This is a genomic window from Aquimarina sp. TRL1 (assembly GCF_013365535.1).
In the GTDB taxonomy this organism is placed as follows: Bacteria; Bacteroidota; Bacteroidia; order Flavobacteriales; family Flavobacteriaceae; genus Aquimarina; species Aquimarina hainanensis.
In genome coordinates this window covers 3,183,719-3,207,284 of record NZ_CP053590.1, presented here as the reverse complement: position 1 = coordinate 3,207,284, position 23,566 = coordinate 3,183,719, and the positions used below count along the sequence as shown (strand labels likewise).

Here is a 23,566-nt window from a genome sequence, read left to right as displayed (position 1 = left end):
TCTATATAAAAGTATTTATAACCTTCAGGAATCATCACTTAATTTCGACTAAACAATTCAATTTGTTCGACGAAATGCAGATTAATATCGACGAAGTGTAATTTTATGTTAAAAAATTAACAAAACAGAATAAAACCTATGTAATAAGTTTTTCTTCTAAAATGTATTCTATAAAAAAAGGCAGCACTGTTAGCGCTACCTTTCTTATGTACTATATTTTTTAGTGAACGATCACATTCTACCTTTCTTTTTTCTCATCGCTTTTATCCTTTCGAGAGTTTCTAATTGTTTTGCATCTAGCGTAGCTTCAAATTTTTCCCTTTCTTTTTCCATTCGCTCTTTATTTTTCTTCTTCAATTGCTTTTGTTCGTTTGATAATGTTGGTCTCAGTGCTTTTCTTTTTCCTACTCTGGATAAATCTTCATTAGTAACAATAGCGCGTTGCTCTTCTGTAAATGTTTCTCTAAAAGCTTCTCTATGTTGTTTTTTTAACTCTTTATGATATTTCAACTGTTCTTTTTGATGATCTGAAAGGCTCTCGAAAAAACTGTTTCTCAATTCCCTTCTTTTTTCATGATCCTGCGCATGAATTTGTGCAGATACAGTACTGATCAACATGATCATAACTATTGACAAAATCTTTTTCATTTCTTTTTTCATTTTTTTGATTCTATTGATAATGATTACAATTGCTCCTCATTATATGTTTACTTTATTTATTAATTCATGAACGTTCTCTTTTATGACATCATAAAACAAAAAAGGTTTAAACAACCGTTTAAACCTTTTTAAAATTTTCTAGCAAAAAAACTCTTTATAAAATCTTTTTTATAATATCTTCTATACCTACGCCTTCTGCTTCTGCTTTATAATTTTTTATCATTCTATGTCGTAAAATACCTAAGGCTACTGCTTGTATATCTTCTATATCCGGAGAATACTTCCCATGGATTACCGCATGTGTTTTTGCGGCCAGAACTAAATTCTGAGAAGCTCTTGGTCCGGCTCCCCAATCTACATAGTTTTTAATAATATCCGGAACGTTTTCTCCATTAGGTCTTGTTTTTCCTACTAATCCCACTGCATATTCTACCACATTATCAGCTATAGGTATTTTCCTAATTAGTTGCTGTATATTAACGATCTCTTCTGCTGTAAACAAAGGGTTAATTTCTTTAACAGAAACCCCCGTTGTGCTTTTTACCACTTCTACTTCTTCTTCAAAAGTAGGATATGACAATTCAATAGCAAACATAAATCTATCTAACTGTGCTTCTGGCAATGGATACGTTCCTTCCTGCTCAATAGGGTTCTGAGTTGCCAATACAAAATAAGGAAGGTCTAATTTATAATGATGTCCTGCTACAGTTACTGATCTTTCCTGCATCGCTTCCAGCAATGCTGCTTGTGTCTTAGGTGGTGTTCTGTTTATTTCATCTGCCAGAATAATATTAGAAAAAACAGGCCCTTTAATAAACTTAAATTGTCTGGTCTCATCTAATATTTCACTCCCCAGGATATCACTAGGCATCAGATCAGGGGTAAATTGTATTCTTTTGAAATCCAGCCCTAATGCCTGAGAAATGGTATTCACCATTAAGGTTTTGGCTAGTCCCGGTACACCGATCAACAGTGCATGCCCTCCTGAAAATACGGAGATAAGAATTTGGTCAATTACTTTTTCCTGACCAATAATTATTTTAGATATTTCTTTTTTTAGCTCGGTATACTTATTTACCAGTTGCTCTACAGCTGCAACGTCTGACATACTATTTTATTTTTTTAACCAATTTCCACTGTACTCGCAATTTTCGTATTCTCCACTGACTTTTATATAGGTATCCCTTATTTTTTCATCTTGCCATTTTCTAATAGCATTAATTTGTTTTTTACGAAGTGCTAATTCCTGAATTTTCAAATAATCCTTTGAATAATCAGCAATATGTTCATCAAAACGATTTAATACCGTAATGAGTTTAAACTTCTTTCTTCCCTGTCTATCCTGATCAGGAATGATTAAAGACACTTCATTTTCTTTTAACTTCGATACTTGATCATACAATATAGGATCTATTTTGGTAAGTTCAAAGTGTGTATCTCCTGTTGTTGGGTTTATTAGCTTTCCTCCGTTTTGCTTCGTTTCTTTTTCATCACTAAATTTTCTGGCCGCGTCTTCAAAAGAAATCGATCCTGATATGATACTTGTACGAATCGAATCGATTAGTTTTTTTGCTTTTTCTACATTTTCTCTTTCTATTTCCGGAACTAATAAAATGTGTCTTACATCTATTTCTTCTCCTCGTATTTTATCCACCTTCAATAAGTGATACCCAAATTCAGTTTCAAAGGGCTCGCTTACTTCTCCTTCCTGAGAACTAAATGCTACATCTTTGAATTCTTTTGCGAATGGCGTTTTTCTATTTAATGTATATTTCCCTCCGGTAGATTTTGATCCCGGATCCTGTGAATATAATACTGCTTTCGTCGCAAAACTACTTCCGTTTTCTACGATTTCTGTTCTGAATTGCTGTAATCTGTTAATTACTTTTTGTTTTGCTTCTTCCGATACTTTTGGCTCGATCACGATTTGAGCCAATTCTAACTCCGTACCAAATAAAGGTCTTTCATCTTTTGGAATATCATCAAAGAATTCTCTTACTTCTTCTGGTGTAATTTCTACCTCATCCGTAATCTTAGAACGCATCTGATTTGATAACTTACTGGATTTATGAACTTCGTACAATTCCTTTTTTAATGCGTCTACATCTTCCTTTTTATAGAAGCTAAGCACTTTTTCCATGGTTCCTAATTCCTGAACCATATATGCCATTTGCTGTTCTACAATAGAGTTTATTTCTCCTTCTGACACTTCCAAACTATCCTGAACTGCATGGTGTGCATATAATTTATTTTCGAACAAACTCCCTGCCAACTGACATTTATCTACTTCGTCGGTAGAAACGCCTTCACTTACTATTTGCTGATACGCTACATCGATATCACTATCCAGAATTACATAACTTCCGATTACTGCTGCAACTCCATCTATTTTTGTTTTTTGGAAAGGAACTTCTTTTTTTACAGAATCAACTTGTGCAACTACTTCTTCTTCTATGATCTCTTGAGCAATTGCAGCATATCCCATTATAAAAAATACAATGGTATTAATTGTTATCTCCCTAATTGTAAACTTCAAATTGTTTGTTTTTAATCGCATCTTTTGTAATGTCCTTTTCTAAATTCTTTATCAGCTCTAGTTTTCTCTTATTTAATATAATCTGGCGTATTGTTGGTTTTATATATTCTAAAGGGGCTTGTACTCCCTTATTCAACAACTTATCTATTTTCACCATATATATCCCCAGAGAATCACTCAACTGAATATACTTCCCTTCTTTTAAAATATTCTTTTTTTCTTCTTGTCTCAAAATAGGAATTTGATGTAATACATCTTCAAATTCCAACCAAAGACTATCATTAAAAGAATACCCTATAAATTCCAACTTTCTATTTATAAGGTCTTCTTCATCTTCTTCTTTAAAACGATCAAATTGTTTCTTCGTTGCAACAATATCATTATAATCAGTAGGCAAATGTAAGTAACGTATCTTTACCAGCTCCCTATTCAGATTAAAATTTTCAATATTTTGCTCATAATAAGCGTTCATTTCTTCATCAGATACTTTGGTATCAATCGATTTGCTAATCAATGCATCTTTATAGGCATTAATATACAAGGTATTTCTATAATCTTCTACCAGCCTATCCAGATCCCTCATTTCCAAATCACTGAGATTCACCTTTGCCTGATCTATCAATAACTGTTTTGTCGCCCATCCATTTATATATGTATTAATAATGTTGGCACTATCTTCTTTTGACACTCCATTCATTATCAATTCCTTAACATCTTCTTTATAGAGATAGGTATCATTTACTCTAGCCATTGTTCCTTTTACGCCATCATCATTCCATTTTCCACAGGAAATAAAAAGCTGTATCCAAATAAAAACTGCAATATACCTCATTCTATATAGAAAATTCTTTTTTCACTTTATTTAAGATTTTCTCATCCACTTTCACCCGATATTTCTTTCTGAGGCTATCCAGCCAAATATTCTCCAGATGTTGCTGATAATCATTGATTACCTTTCCTTTGACTGTTTCAAACTCCTTGATAGTTTCCTGTTGTATTTCTTTGACAAAAAAGAGTGTTTGATATTCTTTTTCTTCTGTAAATGTAGATGTATTCTTTTCTGCTAAAAATCGTTCCGGAAAACCATCCACTCCTTTTTCCAAAAATTCTTCTGAAAAGATTACCTGTACTCCTTTTTTATTAACAATACTTCTGATTTTATCGATACTCATTCCTTTAGACAACAACTTAGCGGTTTTAGCCAATGTTTTCTTATTGACAGAAGAAGCTTTTATTACTGTATAGGTTTCCCCTTTTTTATAGTTATTTTTATGTTCCTGATAATATTTTTTTACTCCTTCCATGTCTTCTTTTGCCCTGTCCCAGATTGTAGTTTCCATAATATCAAAAAGTAATAATCCCTCTCTGTATTCTAATAATACATTTGCAAATTCCTGATTATCTCTTTCTAAGTTATTCTTATAATATGCCAGTAATTCCTGAGACTCAAAATCATCATAGGATCTGTCTATAAATTTAGAAAGGTCTTTGAAATACTTCGCCTTATATTGTTTTTCGAACAGGAAGCTTGCAAAATCTTTATATGCATATTCTTTATCTTTAATTTTAAAAAGTACTTTTTGAAATGCTTCTGTTTTAGGGTAACTGTTCTTGTCACTTTCCGTTATAGAAGTTGCTATTTTCTTAAAATATAGTATTGCCTCTTCATTTTTTTCTACTCCGTACTTTTTCTTCAGAGATGTTAAAAATTTATCTGTAATTAACTGCGCTCGTGTATCTCTTTTTATCCGTTCTGTCAACTGTGATTTTTCTTCTTCATAGGTTCCTACAGCTTCCTTATTAAGCAATTTCAGAATATGAAGTCCGTATTGCGTTTTTATAGGTTGAGATAACTCTCCTACTTCTTTTAGGGTAAATGCTGCATTTTCAAATGCCTCAGAGTTCAACACTCCTTTTTCAAAAGGTTTTAATTCTCCTCCATAAGGTGCTGACTGTTTATCATCGCTATATTGTTTAGCGACAACGTCAAAAGCCACCCCATCTTCCAGTTGCTGTTTGATTTCTTTTATTTTATGTGCGGCTATGGAGGTCGTTTGTTTCTCATCAATTTTTGCCAAAATATGTGCTACTGTAACTTTCCCTTCATAAGGTTGCTGACCGGTAACCTTTACAATATGATATCCGAACTGTGTTCTGAATGGAGCTGATATTTCTCCTATTTTTGTTTGATAGGAAGCATTCTCAAAAGGATATACCATTCTAAAAACAGAGTACCATCCTAAATCTCCTTTGTTCTTTGTAACAGACGGGTCTTCACTATACGTTTCTGCAATGCTCTCGAAACTTTCTCCTTTTACAATTTTGTTTCTGGCTTCTGTTATCTTTTTAAATGCTTTTAATGTATCCTCTGGAGAGGCATCTCTTCGCAATTGGATAAGAATATGACTTGCTCTGATTCTTTTTTTCATTCTCTCGTAAGCCTCTCTTACCATTTCATCTGATGCCTTGACATCTGTCAGATAATTAGATGACAGTTCCCTTGCATAGCCGTCTAATTCCGTTTGATAGGTTTCTTTCTTATCCAATCCCAGAAATTTTGCTTCCTGCAACTTTAATTTATAATCTATAAAAAGTTTTAAATACTCATCAACATCTTTCTGGGAAGCATCTTTAACCAGATCAATGTTTTTCAGGTATACTCTTTTAAACTCAGATTCATAGATTGGGGATTCGCCTAACATCAATAGCACTTCATCTTTTTCCTGTGCTGTTATTGAAGAAAAAACAACCATTCCTAAAAAAAACAATACTCTTTTCATAGTTTCTTCTGATAAAGTCCGAGACCGGACAAAAATAATAATATTAACATCTTTTACAAGCCTTTATGATAACGAAACGAATGGCACTTGTAGTATTATTTTATGTACTTTTATACAAAAGCAGTTTTCAATTCTCCTCCCAACCTTACATTCGTTATATTTTCTTTGCATTAAGGAGAAAATAATTTTCTATTTTTCTTTAATATAAACTCTTTTTAGGACATCTTTGCTTTTATTGACGCGACCAACGTAAGGAATAATGACAATGAACAGAAAATTAAAATTAATTTGGGATTTTCGAGGTCCTGCAGCCAGCAAAACAGCGACCCATCACGTAATTCATCTCAAAGAATATATTGCCCTCGAAAAACTCGGGATTATTGATACAGGAGCAGAAGACCTAACCGAAATGCATAGTATTGCTTATATGGTCATAGACGAATCGATCATGAAACCTATAAGAGATGCATTGAAGCCTCACCGAGGTCAAGTGTACTCTGAAAAAAAATAAAAAATACGCAATCAAGCATTAACAGTAATCCGAATCATTAAAGCAGTAAAGCACGACCAAACAAAACCTTTACTCAGAATATTTTTAGACTATTAGGCTTCCTGCCTAGCTATTAATTTTCACCAAATCAGTAAACCTGTTCAGTGTAAGTACACAAGATATTATTCGGCATAGATATTACCTCTGGTACACTCCTGGACATTTAAATCTCTATTATTGAGTAAAAAAAATACAATTAACTGTAACTATATCAGAAGAGCGTATATATTTGCATTAGATAACACTTAAAAAATTATAAATGAAAAAAGTAGTACTTTCCATACTTTTTATGGCAGTAAGCCTTACTATGGTGGCTCAATCAAAAGTAGGAACAATAGACAGTGAGTTTATCCTTTCTAAAATGCCTGAATTAACAAAAGTACAGGAAGATATTAAAGCCTATAACGGAAAGTTAGAAGCTGAATTAAAAACAAAATTAGATTCATATCAAGCACTTGTTAAGGATTACCAGGCTAAAGAAGCTACTATGACGGATGCTTTGAAAAAAACAAAGCAGGAAGAAATTATTAAGCTGGAAGGAGATATCAATAAGTTTAGACAAAACGGTGCTCAACTGGCTCAATTGGAACAAAACAAATTATTACAGCCTTTATATCAAAAAATTGGAAAAGCATTAGAAGAAGTTGCTAAGGCAGGAGGATATTCTCAGGTTTTAACGATTTCTAACAGTGGATTGGCGTATATAGATCCTACATTTGATCTTACAAAAACTGTAATGACAAAGCTTGGAATCAAAGCTGAATAAGAAATTAGCACTTAATTTATATAAAAGACATATCTATTCGATATGTCTTTTTTTTATAATAAAAATTACTATCCTCAGCCCTGTTTTTGTTTTGCAGTACTACTCAGCAACTCAAAAAATCTTTCAACATCACTTAAATCATCTAATTTTCGCTTGTAACTAAAAGCATAAAGAAATTCAGTGTTAATAATCTCTGAAATTATGCAATCAATCTAGGAATCAATCATAAGAAATGGTATTTTGCTATTAGATTTCGTGTCTCACTTTTAACAATAGTTAATTGTTATAACGGCTTACAGTTGGCAATTTTTATAACAGGTACTATATCCAGATAATCATTTTTCGACAGAAGCACGCACGAGAACTCTTTTAAAACCTATCATGAATCGTTTTTTATCAATAATACTACTTTTTGTATTCTTATATCACAGTACCAGTGAGCTGAGAATTTTGATTCATTTTTATGCCAACCAGGATTTTATTGAAAAAAACATGTGCATCAACAGGTTCAAAGCCTCCCCTGTTTGTAAAGGGAGTTGTTTTTTAAAAGCACAGCTTTCAAAAAACAAACAAAAGAGTTCACATAAGGATTTTCCTAAAATTGAAAAACAAAAAATAGTATTATTCATACATACATCATCTCCTAACAAAAAAACAATTCTTTCATTAAAAAGAGAAAATCATCTCAGTCATTTTATCCCTCTACTTTATACCTCTGAGCATTTATTTTCTATTTTTCATCCTCCAAAAACAGCTCATTTATATTCATAAGACATATTTAATTCACACAATTGACATGAGCCCCTTATAAGCTCAAAATTTTTTTTGGACTTATACCTTATGTCTTCTAAATGATCATATGCAATATGCGAACTAATAAGTTAATGGTTTGCACAATGGAGTATTTTGAAAAGAACACCAATGGGTTTTGGCTAGATACCTTAGAGGGACTATTGGAACGTTTCCCTGAATTAGAACTACCTCACAAGCAAGATTTCTATACATTGTTATTTATAGATTCTGCTAAGGGGGAGATTATAATTGACAAAGTTAAAATAGATACAGATCAAGCTAAACTCATTATCATTAAACCCGATTGTGTAAGTAGTATTACATTAGACAAATATGCAAAAGGAAGTATTATTAATTTTACTAGTGATTTTTTTGATTTGAGATACAACACCAATTTATTATATCAATTTTCATTTCTCAAAAAATGGGAAAAACCGTTTGTTAGACTAACCGAAAAACAAGTTTACAAATGGAACTCCCTATTATTACTTGTAAAAAAAGAATATCAAAACTGTTCTAAAGGATTCAGAAATGTATTATGTTCTTATCTGAATATTTTACTTTTCGAATTCGAAAGAGCCTACAACCCAGTAAGAACTATTGAACAGAATCATAGTAGAGAAAGCAAAATCATTTATTTCAAACAACTAATAGATAAGCATTACAAGAGTAAAAAAACACCTTCTCAATATGCGAATCTATTACATGTAAGTGCCAATCACTTAAATAAGGTATGCAAAAAAGAAACTGGAAAAACGGCAGGTTCTTTGATAAGACAGCGAATTTTACTGGAATCTCAGCGATTATTACAATACACTAATTTAACTGTCAATGAAATCGCTTTAGAAATGGGGTTCGATACTCCCTCTTACTTTATTACATTTTTCAAAAAACAATACGGATGCACTCCTGAGGTTTTTAGAAAAAGACAAAATGATTTGTTTTACTTTGTTTAAATGTAATTCAAAAAACAAAAAAATCGCGAAGTGTTTAGCTTCGCGATTTTTAATAATTGTATTTTAGTAAGTCCCTATTATCTGCTATAATTAGGTGCTTCTTTAGTAATTGTCACATCATGTGGATGGCTTTCATGAATTCCACTAGCTGTAATTTTCACAAAACGACCATTGTTCTGTAGTGCCTCAATATCTTTTGCCCCACAATATCCCATTCCTGCTCTAAGTCCACCTATAAATTGATGAATACTTTCTAGCAAATCTCCTTTATAAGCTACTCTTCCTACAATTCCTTCTGGAACCAGCTTTTTTATATCATCTTCCACATCCTGAAAATAACGGTCTTTAGAACCTTTATTCATAGCTTCCACCGATCCCATTCCACGGTATGTCTTAAACTTTCTTCCTTCATAGATAATCGTTTCTCCCGGAGATTCTGTAGTACCTGCCAAAAGAGATCCTAACATAACACAATCAGCTCCTGCAGCAATCGCTTTTGGGATATCTCCTGTATATCGAATTCCTCCATCAGCAATTACCGGAACTCCTGATCCTTTTATAGCTGCTGCTACTTCCAGTACAGCTGAGAATTGCGGTACCCCCACTCCTGCTACAACTCTGGTAGTACATATTGATCCTGGACCAATTCCCACTTTTACTGCATCAGCTCCTGCATCTACCAAATATTTTGCTGCCTCTGCTGTGGCAATGTTTCCAACGATAACTTCTAATTCAGGAAATTTAGCTTTTACTTCTTTTAGTACAGAAACAACTCCTTTAGTATGTCCATGTGCCGTATCAATAACTACTGCATCTACTCCTGCTTTTACCAAAGCTTCTGCTCTCTCCACAGCATCTCCGGTAACTCCAATAGCGGCAGCTACACGAAGACGTCCTAGCTTATCCTTATTCGCGATAGGTTTTAATGTAAGCTTTGTAATATCTCTGAAAGTGATTAATCCTACCAGCGTATTATCATCATTAACTACTGGCAATTTCTCGATTTTATTATCTTGTAAGATCACTTCTGCTTCCTGTAACGAAGTTCCTTCCGCTGCTGTTACCAGATTCTCACTCGTCATGACCTCTGCAATAGGGCGCTGATTATTTTTCTCAAATCGCAAATCTCTATTGGTCACAATTCCTAATAACTTACCTGCTTCATCTACAATAGGAATTCCTCCAATACTATGCTCCCGCATATTATTTTTTGCATCTTCTACCTTTGCAGTCAGGGGTAATGTGACTGGATCTATAATCATCCCGCTTTCTGCTCGCTTTACCTTGCGAACTTTAGTCGCTTGCTCAGCAATTGTCATATTTTTATGCAACACACCTATTCCTCCTTCTTGTGCCATCGCAATTGCCATACGGCTTTCTGTTACCGTATCCATAGCAGCAGAAATAACAGGAATATTCATCGTTATATTTCTGGTGAATTTTGTTTGGATATTTACTTCTCTAGGAAGAACTTCTGAAAAGGCTGGAACTAATAATACATCATCGTATGTTAATCCCTCTCCAAGGATTTTTGAATCGTGTGCAGTCATGGCAATTAAGATTTAATTGCGTGCAAATATATGTCTTTTTTAATCGAATACCTGACAGATAGCTTTTTTTTTGATAAAAGATGAATTGCATCTACTTAGAGCACCAAAAAGATATATTTTTCTCACTCTACAACAAACGTAACTCCCCCGGAAATCAAGTTTGCCCGTAAACCGGTATTCCGCTCATACAAGCTGTATCTCAAATCAATATTTTTTACTCCCAATTTCCATATACGCATCTGCGTAAGAATATCTGTATAGGTTATTCCAAAACCAAATTGATTGGCGTTAAATTCAGACAAATCATAATCCGAAGTATAATATTCTTCTGAGGACAAATGCTTATTAAATGGTGCAAAATAATCTGCTGCAGTCTGCTTATAAAACCTGTAAGACGGATATAAGGTAAACATATCCGAAATTTTGAATGGTATTTCTATAGAAGCAGTATGTGCTTTAATCCCCCAGTCATCAGTATAGTACCTATAAAAATTTCTCAAGACAATCCGCTCATTAAGATAATAATGCAATCGTCCTCCTAGTGCTACTTTTACTCTCTGATCTGGCAATCTCTCCACATCATCTCCATAGGTAAAATCCTGTATAACAACATCTTCCACATCAGCAAACTGTATTCTTTGGAAAGGGGTTGACAATACTCCTTCCTGAAAGATTACATCCACACTCAACATCCCCTGCATATTTTTGGATAATATCTGAGAGAAGTTTGCTCCTATGGCATATGAGTTTCTTTTATTATTTGTAAATGGTTCAAAGGAAGGATTATCTCTTAACTCAGACGGATAAATTAATTTCCAGGTATCTAAAAACACATTTCCTTTTATAGTAAACTCTGTATTTTTTTCATTAAATAATTTTGTAAAACCTGCTCCTCCCCCTACAGAGGAATAATCATACTCATTAGCTACGGATACGTTAGCAGACCAAATTGTATTTCGATCATCACTATGATGAGTATATGCTGCGGACAATGTTACTAACACATCATTTTGTGAAGCTCCCGAAGATGCTACAAAAGGATCAGCTCTGTTCTCTCCATCAAACGGGTTCACATTACTGGATGATGCAGATGAATAAGCAGACACACTTCCGTCAATTGCCAGTATATCATCATCATTTAACGGAATCGTTACTACAATAGCCGGGTTTGTATCTACCAACTCTTCTGTTCCTCTTCCTCCTGTAACTGCTGCATTATCTCCTTCTTGTGTATAATAACTCATCAAAAAATCAATCTCTGTTGTTTCCAGTACTCTTTTCTTATAAGGAGTCACTGCTACAGAATCCTGTGATTGCTGTGCTTTCATCGTCATACTTCCAATCACAAAAACAAAAATAATCCACTGTATTTGAAAAGATAATTTCCTCACTTGCGTATATTTTTTTATGTCAAGATTAATTACACCCACAACCTCCTCCGGTTTTCCCCCCATTGGCTCCTACAGCCGCTTCTCTATACGCTTGAAAATTCGTTCGAAATCTTTTTATTTTTCGAGAGGCCAATTCCATATCGGGATCGTTAATCCGTACTTTCTCATACTCCTTAACAGTAACACATGAATAGCATATAAAAACAATACAAACCACAACAACCTTATATATAACAGCTAGTAACCTTACTTTATTTTTTTTCATATTCCTTATTGATTTTTATGTGGTTTGATGTATATACCATCCCTTTATCATCTATGATAATACAATCTACTCCATTTAATTGATTTATCCTATCGATTCCGACCGCTTTCCCCATCACAAAGACAGAAGTTGCCAGAGCATCAGCCATTTCTGCTCCAGGTGCAAAAACTGTAACACTTACAATACCGTAAGAAGGATACCCTGTTCTGGGATCTATAATATGTGTATACTTTTTGCCATCTAGCTTTACATACTTTTCATAATCTCCAGAAGTAACCACTGCTCTGTTTTTTATAGGTAATGTTGCAAAAACCTGTTGTTTTGCCATTGGATTCTTTATGGCTACTGTCCAATCTTCTCCATTGGGTTTCTTTCCCCAGGTATTCATATCGCCAGATGCATTTATGATACCAGCGATCACTCCCCTGGACTGTAGTAGTTTTTTTGCTTTATCTGCAGCATATCCTTTCCCTATAGCTCCAAATCCTATTTTCATCCCTTGTTGTTTCAGAAAAACAGTGGATAGATTCGAATCCAATACAATATTTTTATAACCTACATACGCAACTGATTTGACTATCTCTTTTTCTGATGGCATTTCACGCATACTTCCATCAAACTTCCAGATAGCATCCATAGAAGCATATGTGATATCAAAAGCTCCGTCTGTTAGCCTTGATATCGCTATAGATCGTTCAATCAGATCATACAGTTCCCTTGATACTTTTACAGCAGCTACTCCTGCATTTTTATTGATTAAAGATGTCTGAGAATTATTATCCCAGGAAGAAATCAATTTTTCGATGCGTTTCATTTCACCTATGGCTGCTTCTATAAATTGAGCTGCTTCTATCTCATTGGATGCGACCAGTGTGATATCGAACTGACTTCCCATCAAAGAAAAATTCTTTTTGAATATTTCCTGAGAATAACTCTGGGAAACCCAACATAAAAAAGCGACAAAAACAGTAACTGATTTCAATGATTAATACGGTATTAAGGCTTGCAATTCTTTTAAGTACATTTCAGGAGTTACTTTTTTATATCCTAGTTCTCCATATTTTCTTCCATGTGGATCCAAGACCACCACTAACGGAAATCCATTGCTCTTATTATATTTTTCTGCTAATCCCCTGTTTTGTTCTTGTATTTCTTCAGACAACTGATTCTTCTTTTTTCTTGGAAAATCTGCTTTTATCAAAACAAAATCTTTTGTCGCCAGAGCAATAAATTCTTCCGTATTCAGAATATATTTTTCAAGTTTTATACAAGGGGCGCACCAATCAGATCCAGCAAAAACCAACACTATGTTTTTATTGTTTTCGACAGCTTCTTTTTTCGATTCATCAAAATTGCTTTTCCAGTCAGTTTCCTGACCTATCAACAGACTAGTAGACAACAAAAATAAACATACAAGTGTACTATTTTTTTTCATCCCTCTTCTTATTGATTCTATAAACATTTTAATCATAATTCTCTTCTGTAATCGCTATTCTATCTTTCAACGAAAAGAACATTCTTTTTCGTATGTATTAATTTTCATCCCCTCCGTTTCTATTTACTCAAATCTACTCAAAAAAATAAAAGCAATGTGATTTAGACAAATCACATTGCTTTTATTTTTACTACAATCTTCCTAAAAAGCTTGTTTATGATTTCGTTATCGAAACGAAAAATTATACACGTTAAAAAAAATTAAAGTTTAGGGCATTTCTTACAGTTTGTCTTTCCTTTCTTTTTGTATTTCTTACAACATTTTTTCTTTTTTCCTCCGCAACTATACCCCTCACAAGAAAACATAACACAAGGAGTATGTACTGATGAAATTTCTATATTCTGCACTTCTTTAGTTTTTATTGAATCTAAATAAAGTGCAAATAAAGCAAAAAAAAAGATTCTTACAAAAAGAATCTTTTTAATTTATCAAGTGATCTTTATCACTATCAATTATATACCTATAAGGAGTAGGAATACTGTCTTATTGATTTCCTTGTTCAGAGGCTACATTAAATGTATTAATGTCTCTATCGAACAAATAATGTCCAGACTTATCATCTCCTATAATTTTTAATTTATCCAGCAATGTTCTGGCCGTAGCTTCTTCTTCTAACTGCTCAGAAACATACCATTGCATAAAGTTATGCACATTGTAATCTTTATACTCCAGGCACTTGAAAATTACGTCATTAATTTGTGCTGTAACAAATTCTTCATGCTCCAAGAATATTTCAAAAAGCTGTAGTAATGAATCAAACTCTGCTCTAGGCTTATCCAAAGCAGGAATAATTGCGGTCCCACTTCTTTCATTAATAAATTTAACCAATTTGGTCATATGGGCACGTTCTTCTTCAGACTGTGTGTAGAAAAATTCGGCTATCCCATTATATCCTTGTGCATCTGCCCAACACGCCATCGCTAAATATTGCGCAGAAGCTTTTGCTTCGTGTTTTATCTGATCGTTTAACGATTTTTCTATTTCAGGTATCATATCTTGTCTCATTTCTATTTGATTTAACTAAATTACGGTTTTTGTAGCGTTTTCATTGGTTTTAAAGTATAAATCAGACTAATTTATACTCAGACTATTTTAATTAATCTGACGTTCAAAATGAAATATGTCAGGTTGATTAAATCCTATTGTTATGTTTTTATTTTGATAATCATTTGAGGAACAAATAGTATAAAGATTCCCTTGGGGAGTCTCTACAGAAATCTGGTAATATGCTCCCATAAAGAGAACGGAGAGCACTCGTGCTGTTACTGAATAATCCGTATCTTCTTCTATTCGAAAACTTGAAGTTCTCAGCATGTAAGAAGTACTTTCAGATGCCGGATATCTAAACTCTTCTAATTCTTTTGTTGTAAAATTAACCACTGCACTAAACAGAGAAGCTACATACGGAGTCTTAGGAGCATTAAAAAGCTCAAATGCTGTAGCATTCTGAATCATTTTCCCTTTTTGCAGAACAATAATACTATCAGACACAGAAAGAGCATCATCTGTATCATGTGTTACAAAAATTGCTGTTACGCCTGTCTTATGAATGATTTCAAAAATCTCTCTTCTCAACTGGTCTTTGAGAATAACATCCAGATTACTGAAAGGTTCATCAAGGATTAACACTTCGGGGCGAGGTGCTAATGCTCTGGCTAATGCCACCCGTTGTTGCTGTCCACCGGATAACTGGTGCGGATATCTACTTTCGAAACCAGACAATCCTACCAATTCCAGAACCTCAGCTACTCGTTCTTTTTTATCATGTTGTTTATGAATTCCATACATTATATTTTCTTGCACCGTCTTATGCGGAAATAATGCATAATCCTGAAAAACCAAACCTACATTTCTTTTCTCTGCACGTACCATTATATCTACAGAAGATAGTACTGTATCATTTAGCTCGACAATTCCATCATCCGGAGTTTCTAATCCGGCAATCAAACGAATCAGGGTTGTTTTTCCACTTCCACTTTCCCCTACGATTGTCAATACACGTCCTTTTTCTAGTTCAAAAGAAACCGTATCAAGAACTTTTGTTTTTCCATTATCAAAAGACTTACTAAGGTTATGTATTTTTAACAAACTCATTTATTTGGTTATTAATCGGTTTAAAAATATCACTGGCAGAATTCCGGTAAGGATTACACATAATGAGGGTAATGCTGCTTCTGCAATCATCTCATCACTGGCATATTCATAAGCTTTGACAGCTAGTGTGGTTACTCCATATGGTTTTAGAATCAGCGTTAGAGGTAGCTCTTTCATAATATCTACAAACACTAGTAAAACCGCACTCCACATACCTTTTTTAATCAGAGGAATATCAATCGAAAAAAAAGTTCTCCACCTTCCTGCTCCCAACATCATTGAAGATTCAGATATCCCTTCTCCTACTTTCGACACACTACCCTCTATGGGAGAATAGGCTACTGCCAAAAACCGAACTGCATATGCATATATCAATCCTATGATTGTTCCATTAATCAACAAACCTACTTCCCAAGAAAATGCTTCTCTGAGCACGCGATACAGCCACTTATCAATAAACAGTGTTGGAATCATCACTCCAACAGCAATCACTGCTCCCGGAATCGCATATCCTAAGGTACTCATCTTGGCGACGAGGTTTATTTGTTTTATCTTATTCCATCGGGTAAAGTAAATCAGCTTTAAAGCGATTATCACTGTAATAACTGCTGATAATATTGCGATCCCCAAACTTTGCAACGCTGTATAAAAAAAAGCTACTGAAAATACATCTGTATAGGTTAATACTGCCCAGTATAACAATTGAGCTACAGGAATCAAAAAACCTATAAAAACCGGAATCCCTACCCAACATATAAGTCCTATTTTCTGCACTCCCTTACTATTTTTACGACAGAGAGGTCTATTGGATTTTGAGGCATTATGATATTTCTTTTTTCGTCGTTGAAATCGCTCCAATACAATTAACCCAAAAATAATAACAATTAGTATCGCAGAAAGGTATACTGCCGTATCAGGTTCTTCTAAAGAAAACCAGGATCTGAAAATCCCAACAGTAAATGTACTTACTCCATAATATTTTGCTGCTCCATAATCGTTTAATACTTCCATCAGTACTAAAATCAATCCTCCGATAATTGCTGGTCTGGCCAGAGGAAATACAACCTTAAAAAATGTTTTTAACTCTCCAGCTCCTAATAACTTTGAAGCTTCTATCAAATTCCCAGCCTGATGCAAAAAGACGGCACGTGCACTGACATACACATATGGATATAATGAAAAACTAAGAACAAAAATTAGCCCATACGTATTCATAATATCGATTTTAGGTAATGTTATATTTACAGATTCCATGAGTAATTCCAAGGTTCCTCCATAATCAAACACCCCTACATATGCATATGCTGTAATATAGGAAGGAATAGCCAACGGCAGAATCAATAGCCACTCTAACATCTTCCTTCCTGGAAAATCATATCTGGACACAATCCAGGCAGTCGATACCCCAAAAATCAGTGTAAAAACAGAACAACCTATAATTAAGGCTATCGATGTTTTTGTATATTCTGGCAATAAGGTTGCCACAATATGATCCCAGGTTTCTCCAGGTCCTGAAAACAATTTCAAAAAAATTGTAATCACTGGAAATGCTATAATAAAAACAATGGCCAATGTTGCTATTGACCACTGATTTATATCTCGTTTAAAACGTTTTATTTTATATAATAAAGAATACGAAGTGTCTTTTTTCATTTACTACTATTGCCTGCTCAATTACATCATTATTTTCAATATCAAAATACACTTATGACTTCTCTTTACTTCCATCCTACTGTATCGAAAATAAGTACTGCTTTTTTATTATTTTCTCCCAATGCTGATAATGGCAATACATCTTCTTTAAAAGTCCCCCAGGATTGCAGCAAATCAGATGCTGGTACAGAAGCGTTTACAGGATACTCATAATTAGAATCCGCAAATACTTTCTGGGCAGCAGGGCTACTTAAGAACTCAATAAACTTGATCCCATTTTCTTTATTTGGAGCGTATTTTGCAATTCCTGCTCCACTAACATTGATATGAGCTCCTCTTTCTGATTGATTAGGAAAGAAGATTCCTACTCCCTCTCCAGCTGTTACTTCTTCTGGATTTTTAGAATTAAGAAGCTTTCCTATATAATAGGTATTAACAATTGCAACATCCGCTTCTCCAGCAACTACAGCCTTTACCTGATCTCTATCATTTCCTTTCGGTGTTCTCGCCATATTATCTACAATCCCTTTTGCCCATTTTGTAGCTTCTTCTTCTCCTTTATGAGCAATCATAGAAGCCAGTAATGACTGGTTGTAAATATTATTAGACGATCGAATCAACACCTTCTTCTTCCAGGCATCTTCGGTAAGGTTTTCATACGTAGATAAAGCCTCTGGTTTTACACGATCTTTTGCATACACAATAACTCTTGCTCTCTTCGTCAACGAAAACCAATGATTATCCTTATCTCTCAAGTGTTCTGGAATATTAATTTCCAACATTTGAGATTCTACTCCCTGTAATAACCCTTTCTGTTTCGCACGTACAAGACGTCCAGCATCAACTGTAATTAAAACATCGGCAGGAGACTGCTCTCCTTCTGCTGTCATTTTTTGTATTAATTCATCTGCTGACGCATTGACTACATTTACCTTAATTCCTGTTTCTTTTTCGAAAAGTGCAAATAGTTTCTGATCTGATTCATAATGTCTATGTGTATACACATTAACTTCATTTACTTTTTCTTTTTGTTCCGGAGTTTCCGCTTTTTGACTTTTTTCGTTTTTACAAGAAATTACTAATAGTGCAAAAGCAATAATCAAATACCTCATAGATTATGTTATCTTTAATTAATAATTAAATCACGAATGCAAATATAATTTATTTAGAACTATTTTAAATAGATTGCATTCCTTTTTAGAAAGATTCTTTATTACAAATATATTGCAATAAGCGTATTTTTACCCTCCTTCTTTCCAAGCAGCATAAAACTCTTTTTCAAGTGCTTTCAGATCTTTCTCTTTATATTTTCTGGAGAAATGAACAGGAATTGCTTTTTCTACTTCTGCTTTTTTCATTATTTCTCCTGATTTTCTGGCATAACTATGATAATTTAATACCGCCAGTTCTTTATCTTCATTTTTATAAAAACTCTCTATAAAAACCGTATTGCAGTTCTTAAAAAGTTTATTGATTTTATGGTGATTTCTCTCATTTGCTGCATGATCCATAATTACCCCCAGGCTATCCCCTTTTTGCAGACAAAGTAACGAAAACAACTCTTCTGCCTTATACAATGTTCCTTCTACATCTATTTCTCTATCCACATCGTTATTCGCAAATGCGGTTTTCAATTCCCCTACCCATACTCCTCCTTTAAAGCTACAGGTATCTAAAGATATTTTTACACGATCCTGTTCTGTAAACCGATATGCTACAGATGGTGTTTTATGGTCTAATAAGGTATATGAAACCGCAAAAGCTTCATTTTCATAGATTTTATTTTCACTATCCATTTCTATTTCCTTCAATCTCCAATATGGAGGTATCACTTCATAGGTTTTTACCTGACCTTCCTCCAATATTTCGCGAATTTGATACTTAATTGCATTTTCTGCAACCAAATTCCAGGTATACCCTCTAAGTCTGGATGCTACCTGATCACTAATTCCTTTGGGACCACAAACCACAACTGTTCTTTCTATCCCGATCTGATGCCGCACAATCGTATCAAAATTAACGAAGTGATCTATATGTGTATGACTTATAAAGATCGCTCTGATTTGTTGAATTTCTTTTACAGTTAACTCACTAGCCTCTCCACATTCGCATAAATAATTCCAGGAATGATTGTCTTTCCTGATTAAGATAGATATATCTTCTCCTAAATTACTTTTTACTTCAGATATAAACATACCTAGTCATTACAATTATTATGTACCAAAAGCGCATAGACGAATTATATTACTGTTTACAACTGTAATTGCAAGGTGACATACCAAGTCAATGGTTCTGAAGGTATAATACCAGGTCCTGGATAGCCTGTTGCTCGTTGTGTAAAATAGCTTTCGTTCAATAAATTATTTATCCCTGTTTCCAGTTTAAGCATTTTATATGTGTAAGAAGCTGAAACATCCAGTATGCTATATGATGGAATAACACCTATAATTCCGCTAATATTAGGATCTACCGAATTATCTGCATCAGAAAACTGATCGGTCAACAAAGAGTATTGAACACTAGTCACCAAATTTTTATATCCAAAAGACATTCCTGTCTTAAAGTTTATATTAGGAACAAATTCCACTTCTTTATCTGTATTTTGGTACTTGGAATTAACCAAAGCTGTATTAGCAAACCAATTAAACCTCGTGTTTTTACTATTTTGTAACAGCACCTTATTCAAGTTTACATCTATCAGAGATTCCATCCCATAAATAACAGCATCTCCTACATTGGTTCTAAAGTTTTTTACTGCACCATCTTGTTGTTCTTGTTGTATCACTCCGATACGATCATTATAGAACAACCCAAAAATCCCTACATCATAAGAAACCACTTCATTCAATTTCCCTCTGGCACCAATATCCGCTGTAAATCCTGATTCATCCTGTATATCCGTATCAATTTTGAAAGAAGGGTTTACTATATTAATATCTGAGAACGTCACAGACCTATAGTTTTCGGATATATTTCCATAGAGTTCCATACCATCAAATGGCTTATAACTAGCTCCTAGTCCTAACAATACAAATGATCGTTCCAAGGATCTGTTATCTTCAATTGTCTCATCCAGAATTACATCTCCTGCCAGGTTTGTAACGATATTTCTGAAGCTTCCTTCTATTTCTGTTTTTATGTATTCAAATCTAAATCCTGGGGTTACCGAGAACTTATCTGAGAACTTAAAAATATTTTCTCCAAATACTGCCACATTGAGATTTGGATAATCAAATTTAGATTGGCTAGGATAACTGGAAAACTTATCGTGTTTAAAATCAAAATCAATCGAAGTTCCATTATCTCCCGGCCCTTGTTGTCCGTCATTATTTGCTTGATAATACTTGGTTCCTATTAAGAAAATAGACTCTTCTCCCATGAGATTATATCTGGATAATACTCTCGCCTCTGCTCCGAAGTTTTTAAAATCACCCGTTATCAAATCTCTCGGTTCATCAATATCATCTGGTTGATCTACTCTATTTGTTCTAAACCCTAAAGCATATCTAGAAGCATCCAATCCAAAGAAATTTACACTCATATCAGTTTTATCACTAAACTTGTGATCCAGCCTGAGGGAAAACAATTTCCAATCTACTTCAAACCAGTTTCGTGTTCTGTTACTTTGTGCAGGATCTTCCTCAAACATGTCATCTGTCAATCCTCCCGGTTGATGTGCTAAATATTTCAGATAGGTAAACTCTCCTGTTATTTTAGTGTTTTCTGTCAACTGATATCCCAGATGTGCATAGGCATTTTTAGAATCAAAATCAGAATTCGGTCTAAAGCCATCTCCTTGTTTATAATTAAAATATGCATAGTAACTGAATTTTCCTTTGGTTCCTCCTAAACTATTAAAACTAGTAAATAAATTATATGATCCTAATGTTTGTCTGGATACCAATTCTATTTCTTTATCAGGGTTCGGTTGTTTCATTTTAAAGTTGATCATCCCTCCGAATTGGGTCCCATATTGTAAGGATGCAGCTCCCCGGACCACCTGAATCTCACTTAATGCTTCTGCCGGAGGCGTATAATAGCTTTCCGGGTAGCCCAATACATCTGCACTAATATCATACCCATTCTGACGTGTATTAAAATTAGCTGTTCTATTAGGGTCCAACCCCCTACCTCCTATATTAAGCTGTAACCCTCCAATACTATTCTCATATATATTTAACCCAACTACCTGAGCATATACTTGCCTGGCATTATTTGCTGCCAGATTTCCCAAAGAGTTTTCCAGCAAGACTACTTCACTTTTTTTCCCTGCATAAATAGCCGTTCCTTCGACGGGTTTTAATTGTTTTAGTCCAAATATTTTTTTCTTTCGTTGTGTAATCAACACTTCAGACAGTTCTTCTCCCAGAGGTTTAAGTACAATCTTTATTTCTGTATCTGAGGAAACATCGAGTGGTTGTTCACTAATCTCATATGCGAGACCAAATACCGTGATTACATAACTTCCTTCTTTTACATCAGGAAACAGAAATTTTCCTTCCTGATCAGTTTTTACATGTACTCCCGTATTTTGATTATACACATCTGCATCAGGGATTCCTTTGGATTTTGTATCAATTACTTTTCCCGAAATAGCATACTGTCCATATGATGTATATGAAAATGCGAATACCGTGATTGCGATAATTATTTTATAAACCTTTAATTTCATCTTTGAATGGAATAATCCACGTTTTATGTTTAAATGATTCTTTTAGTTCCCCCAAGTCTACTTCCGGGTCGATATACGTAGTACTCAAGCGACCGTTTAATGTCACATAGCTCTCTACATAAACCCCGACATTCTGATGTCCCTGTGACTCGAAATGTTTCTTTAAATAATGTGCATATTGCAAAATAAAATCTGATTGAGTCGCCATTTGTTTCTGTTGAAACGTGGTGAGAAAATCATCATTATTGACATAGAAATACGTTCCTTTTTTCTTATCGACTATTTTGAAATTGGCATAACCTGCCTTTTCTATCAACATCACCCTCCATGAGAATCGAAATCCTTCTTCTGTCCAGAATAACTCCCCCGGATACAATAGATATCGAAAGGGGAACAATAGCTGAACAATAAAAAACAGAGCAAACATTCCGGTAATTATCTTACTTCGTACCGGATGCATTACCCATGCTTTTTTGGTATTAGCTACTTTAGAAGTAATCTTAAAGAATCTAGAGATAAACGCTATAATTCGATGATGCACTGAGGGGTCAAAAAATATCAAGGTACTAACAATCATTATATAAGGAAACATTCCTATAGGGAACAGGATTCTTGTTAGTACATGAAACACCACTACCATAAAAAATGCAACTCCTCTTGTTTTCTTGTATAGAAGTAAAAAAGGAATCGTCAAGTCATAAATAGCCCCTGTATAACTAAACAGATAATGCACCCACTCCTGATCCATCATCCCTCCAATAACAGGGATATCATATTTAGAAGGCAACCAAATTTTTAATGGCATTGCACGTACCAGCCAATCAGAATTCAGCTTAGCCAATCCTGCATAAAAATAGACAATTCCTAACATCAGTTTTATCGAATCTACTGTCCATTTTGGCACTTGCTGATACGAGATTCCTTTTATTTTGCTATCGATAGAATAGTATGCATTCGCAGGAAGAAATATCATCACAAAGCTCAGTAAACTTATAAAGTAATAATGATTAAGATAGGTAGTCTTATCCATTAGTTCTATATATGTAAAGCTGAGAAAAAATACAATCGCTGCAATCCTATACTTGTATCCCAAAGCAATACACAAAGCAGCTATTCCGCAAATTACAAATATCCCATAGGTATATACCCCCAAGGGTTTTACAAAATCAAAACCGTAATAAGAGAAAAAGAATGTAGGGGTTATATACAGTTTTTCAATCCAACCATAACTCCAAAAACGTACAATACTGAAAAACATCATTACTCCAAAAAAAATACGAAAAACTGCTAGTGAAGCAGCTTCCGTATTTTTTTTGAAATATTCTTTTAAGGGGTATTTCATCAGGATGATGAATTTTAATAATACATTTATTGTTGCAATCCTTAGTAGGATATACAATTACAAA

The 23,566-nt window shown here is 34.1% G+C and carries 20 protein-coding genes; 3 read left to right on the top strand and 17 right to left on the bottom strand.

Translation table 11 applies throughout. The features are described from left to right. Positions 1–231 precede the first annotated feature (231 nt). The 5 genes from HN014_RS12980 to HN014_RS12960 form a co-directional block, all read right to left on the bottom strand. Positions 232–648 carry a hypothetical protein gene (locus HN014_RS12980; RefSeq protein WP_176029285.1) on the bottom strand — a complete coding sequence of 139 codons (417 nt, stop codon included), beginning with the start codon at positions 646–648 and terminating at the stop codon, positions 232–234. A 166-nt stretch (positions 649–814) separates the two neighbouring features. Continuing rightward, positions 815–1,768 (bottom strand): MoxR family ATPase, encoded by a 954-nt coding sequence (locus tag HN014_RS12975; RefSeq protein ID WP_176029284.1) that lies wholly within the window; start codon positions 1,766–1,768, stop codon positions 815–817. Positions 1,769–1,774: 6 nt separating this feature from the next. After that, positions 1,775–3,196 carry a peptidylprolyl isomerase gene (locus HN014_RS12970; RefSeq protein ID WP_368660058.1) on the bottom strand — a complete coding sequence of 474 codons (1,422 nt, stop codon included), beginning with the start codon at positions 3,194–3,196 and terminating at the stop codon, positions 1,775–1,777. Continuing rightward, on the bottom strand, positions 3,180–4,028 hold the full coding sequence (locus HN014_RS12965) for a peptidyl-prolyl cis-trans isomerase (RefSeq protein WP_176029282.1): 849 nt from the start codon (positions 4,026–4,028) through the stop codon (positions 3,180–3,182). The genes HN014_RS12970 and HN014_RS12965 overlap by 17 nt, the downstream gene beginning before the upstream one ends. A gap of 1 nt (position 4,029) precedes the next feature. Further along, positions 4,030–5,976 carry a peptidylprolyl isomerase gene (locus tag HN014_RS12960; protein WP_176029281.1) on the bottom strand — a complete coding sequence of 649 codons (1,947 nt, stop codon included), beginning with the start codon at positions 5,974–5,976 and terminating at the stop codon, positions 4,030–4,032. Between the two features lie 265 nt (positions 5,977–6,241). Here HN014_RS12960 and HN014_RS12955 point away from each other — a divergent pair, with 265 nt between their 5' ends. The 3 genes from HN014_RS12955 to HN014_RS12945 all read left to right on the top strand — a co-directional run bounded on the left by HN014_RS12955 (position 6,242) and on the right by HN014_RS12945 (position 9,040). Beyond that, on the top strand, positions 6,242–6,487 hold the full coding sequence (locus HN014_RS12955) for a hypothetical protein (RefSeq protein ID WP_176029280.1): 246 nt from the start codon (positions 6,242–6,244) through the stop codon (positions 6,485–6,487). A 298-nt stretch (positions 6,488–6,785) separates the two neighbouring features. Beyond that, on the top strand, positions 6,786–7,292 hold the full coding sequence (locus HN014_RS12950; protein WP_176029279.1) for an OmpH family outer membrane protein: 507 nt from the start codon (positions 6,786–6,788) through the stop codon (positions 7,290–7,292). An 896-nt stretch (positions 7,293–8,188) separates the two neighbouring features. Continuing rightward, on the top strand, positions 8,189–9,040 hold the full coding sequence (locus tag HN014_RS12945; protein WP_176029278.1) for an AraC family transcriptional regulator: 852 nt from the start codon (positions 8,189–8,191) through the stop codon (positions 9,038–9,040). Between the two features lie 77 nt (positions 9,041–9,117). Here HN014_RS12945 and guaB read toward each other — a convergent pair whose 3' ends face one another. From guaB to HN014_RS12885, 12 genes are all read right to left on the bottom strand, one after another. Continuing rightward, a complete protein-coding gene (guaB, locus tag HN014_RS12940) occupies positions 9,118–10,590 on the bottom strand; it encodes an IMP dehydrogenase (RefSeq protein ID WP_176029277.1) in 1,473 nt (490 codons plus the stop codon). Positions 10,591–10,712: 122 nt separating this feature from the next. Further along, the gene (locus tag HN014_RS12935) at positions 10,713–11,981 is read right to left on the bottom strand and encodes a DUF3570 domain-containing protein (protein WP_254884000.1); all 1,269 of its coding nucleotides are present in this window, start codon (positions 11,979–11,981) and stop codon (positions 10,713–10,715) included. Positions 11,982–12,006: 25 nt separating this feature from the next. Further along, entirely contained in the window at positions 12,007–12,246 is a 240-nt protein-coding gene (locus HN014_RS12930) for a DUF4266 domain-containing protein (RefSeq protein ID WP_176029276.1), read from the bottom strand. Further along, entirely contained in the window at positions 12,233–13,228 is a 996-nt protein-coding gene (locus HN014_RS12925) for an FAD:protein FMN transferase (RefSeq protein ID WP_254883999.1), read from the bottom strand. The genes HN014_RS12930 and HN014_RS12925 overlap by 14 nt, the downstream gene beginning before the upstream one ends. A 3-nt stretch (positions 13,229–13,231) precedes the next feature. Continuing rightward, positions 13,232–13,681 (bottom strand): thioredoxin family protein, encoded by a 450-nt coding sequence (locus tag HN014_RS12920; protein WP_176029275.1) that lies wholly within the window; start codon positions 13,679–13,681, stop codon positions 13,232–13,234. Between the two features lie 543 nt (positions 13,682–14,224). Beyond that, positions 14,225–14,734, bottom strand: a complete 510-nt coding sequence (locus HN014_RS12915; protein WP_176031110.1) for a ferritin — start codon at positions 14,732–14,734, stop codon at positions 14,225–14,227. Positions 14,735–14,833: 99 nt separating this feature from the next. Continuing rightward, positions 14,834–15,835, bottom strand: a complete 1,002-nt coding sequence (locus HN014_RS12910; protein WP_176029274.1) for an ABC transporter ATP-binding protein — start codon at positions 15,833–15,835, stop codon at positions 14,834–14,836. Further along, positions 15,836–17,488: an iron ABC transporter permease gene (locus HN014_RS12905; RefSeq protein ID WP_176029273.1), complete on the bottom strand. Its 1,653-nt coding sequence runs from the start codon at positions 17,486–17,488 to the stop codon at positions 15,836–15,838. A gap of 65 nt (positions 17,489–17,553) precedes the next feature. After that, positions 17,554–18,600, bottom strand: coding sequence for a Fe(3+) ABC transporter substrate-binding protein (locus HN014_RS12900; protein ID WP_176029272.1), 1,047 nt, complete (start codon positions 18,598–18,600; stop codon positions 17,554–17,556). Positions 18,601–18,729: 129 nt separating this feature from the next. Beyond that, positions 18,730–19,683, bottom strand: coding sequence for a peptidase (locus HN014_RS12895; RefSeq protein WP_176029271.1), 954 nt, complete (start codon positions 19,681–19,683; stop codon positions 18,730–18,732). A gap of 56 nt (positions 19,684–19,739) precedes the next feature. Beyond that, positions 19,740–22,160, bottom strand: a complete 2,421-nt coding sequence (locus tag HN014_RS12890) for a TonB-dependent receptor (protein ID WP_176029270.1) — start codon at positions 22,158–22,160, stop codon at positions 19,740–19,742. Further along, entirely contained in the window at positions 22,141–23,502 is a 1,362-nt protein-coding gene (locus tag HN014_RS12885) for an HTTM domain-containing protein (protein ID WP_176029269.1), read from the bottom strand. The genes HN014_RS12890 and HN014_RS12885 overlap by 20 nt, the downstream gene beginning before the upstream one ends. Positions 23,503–23,566 lie beyond the last annotated feature (64 nt).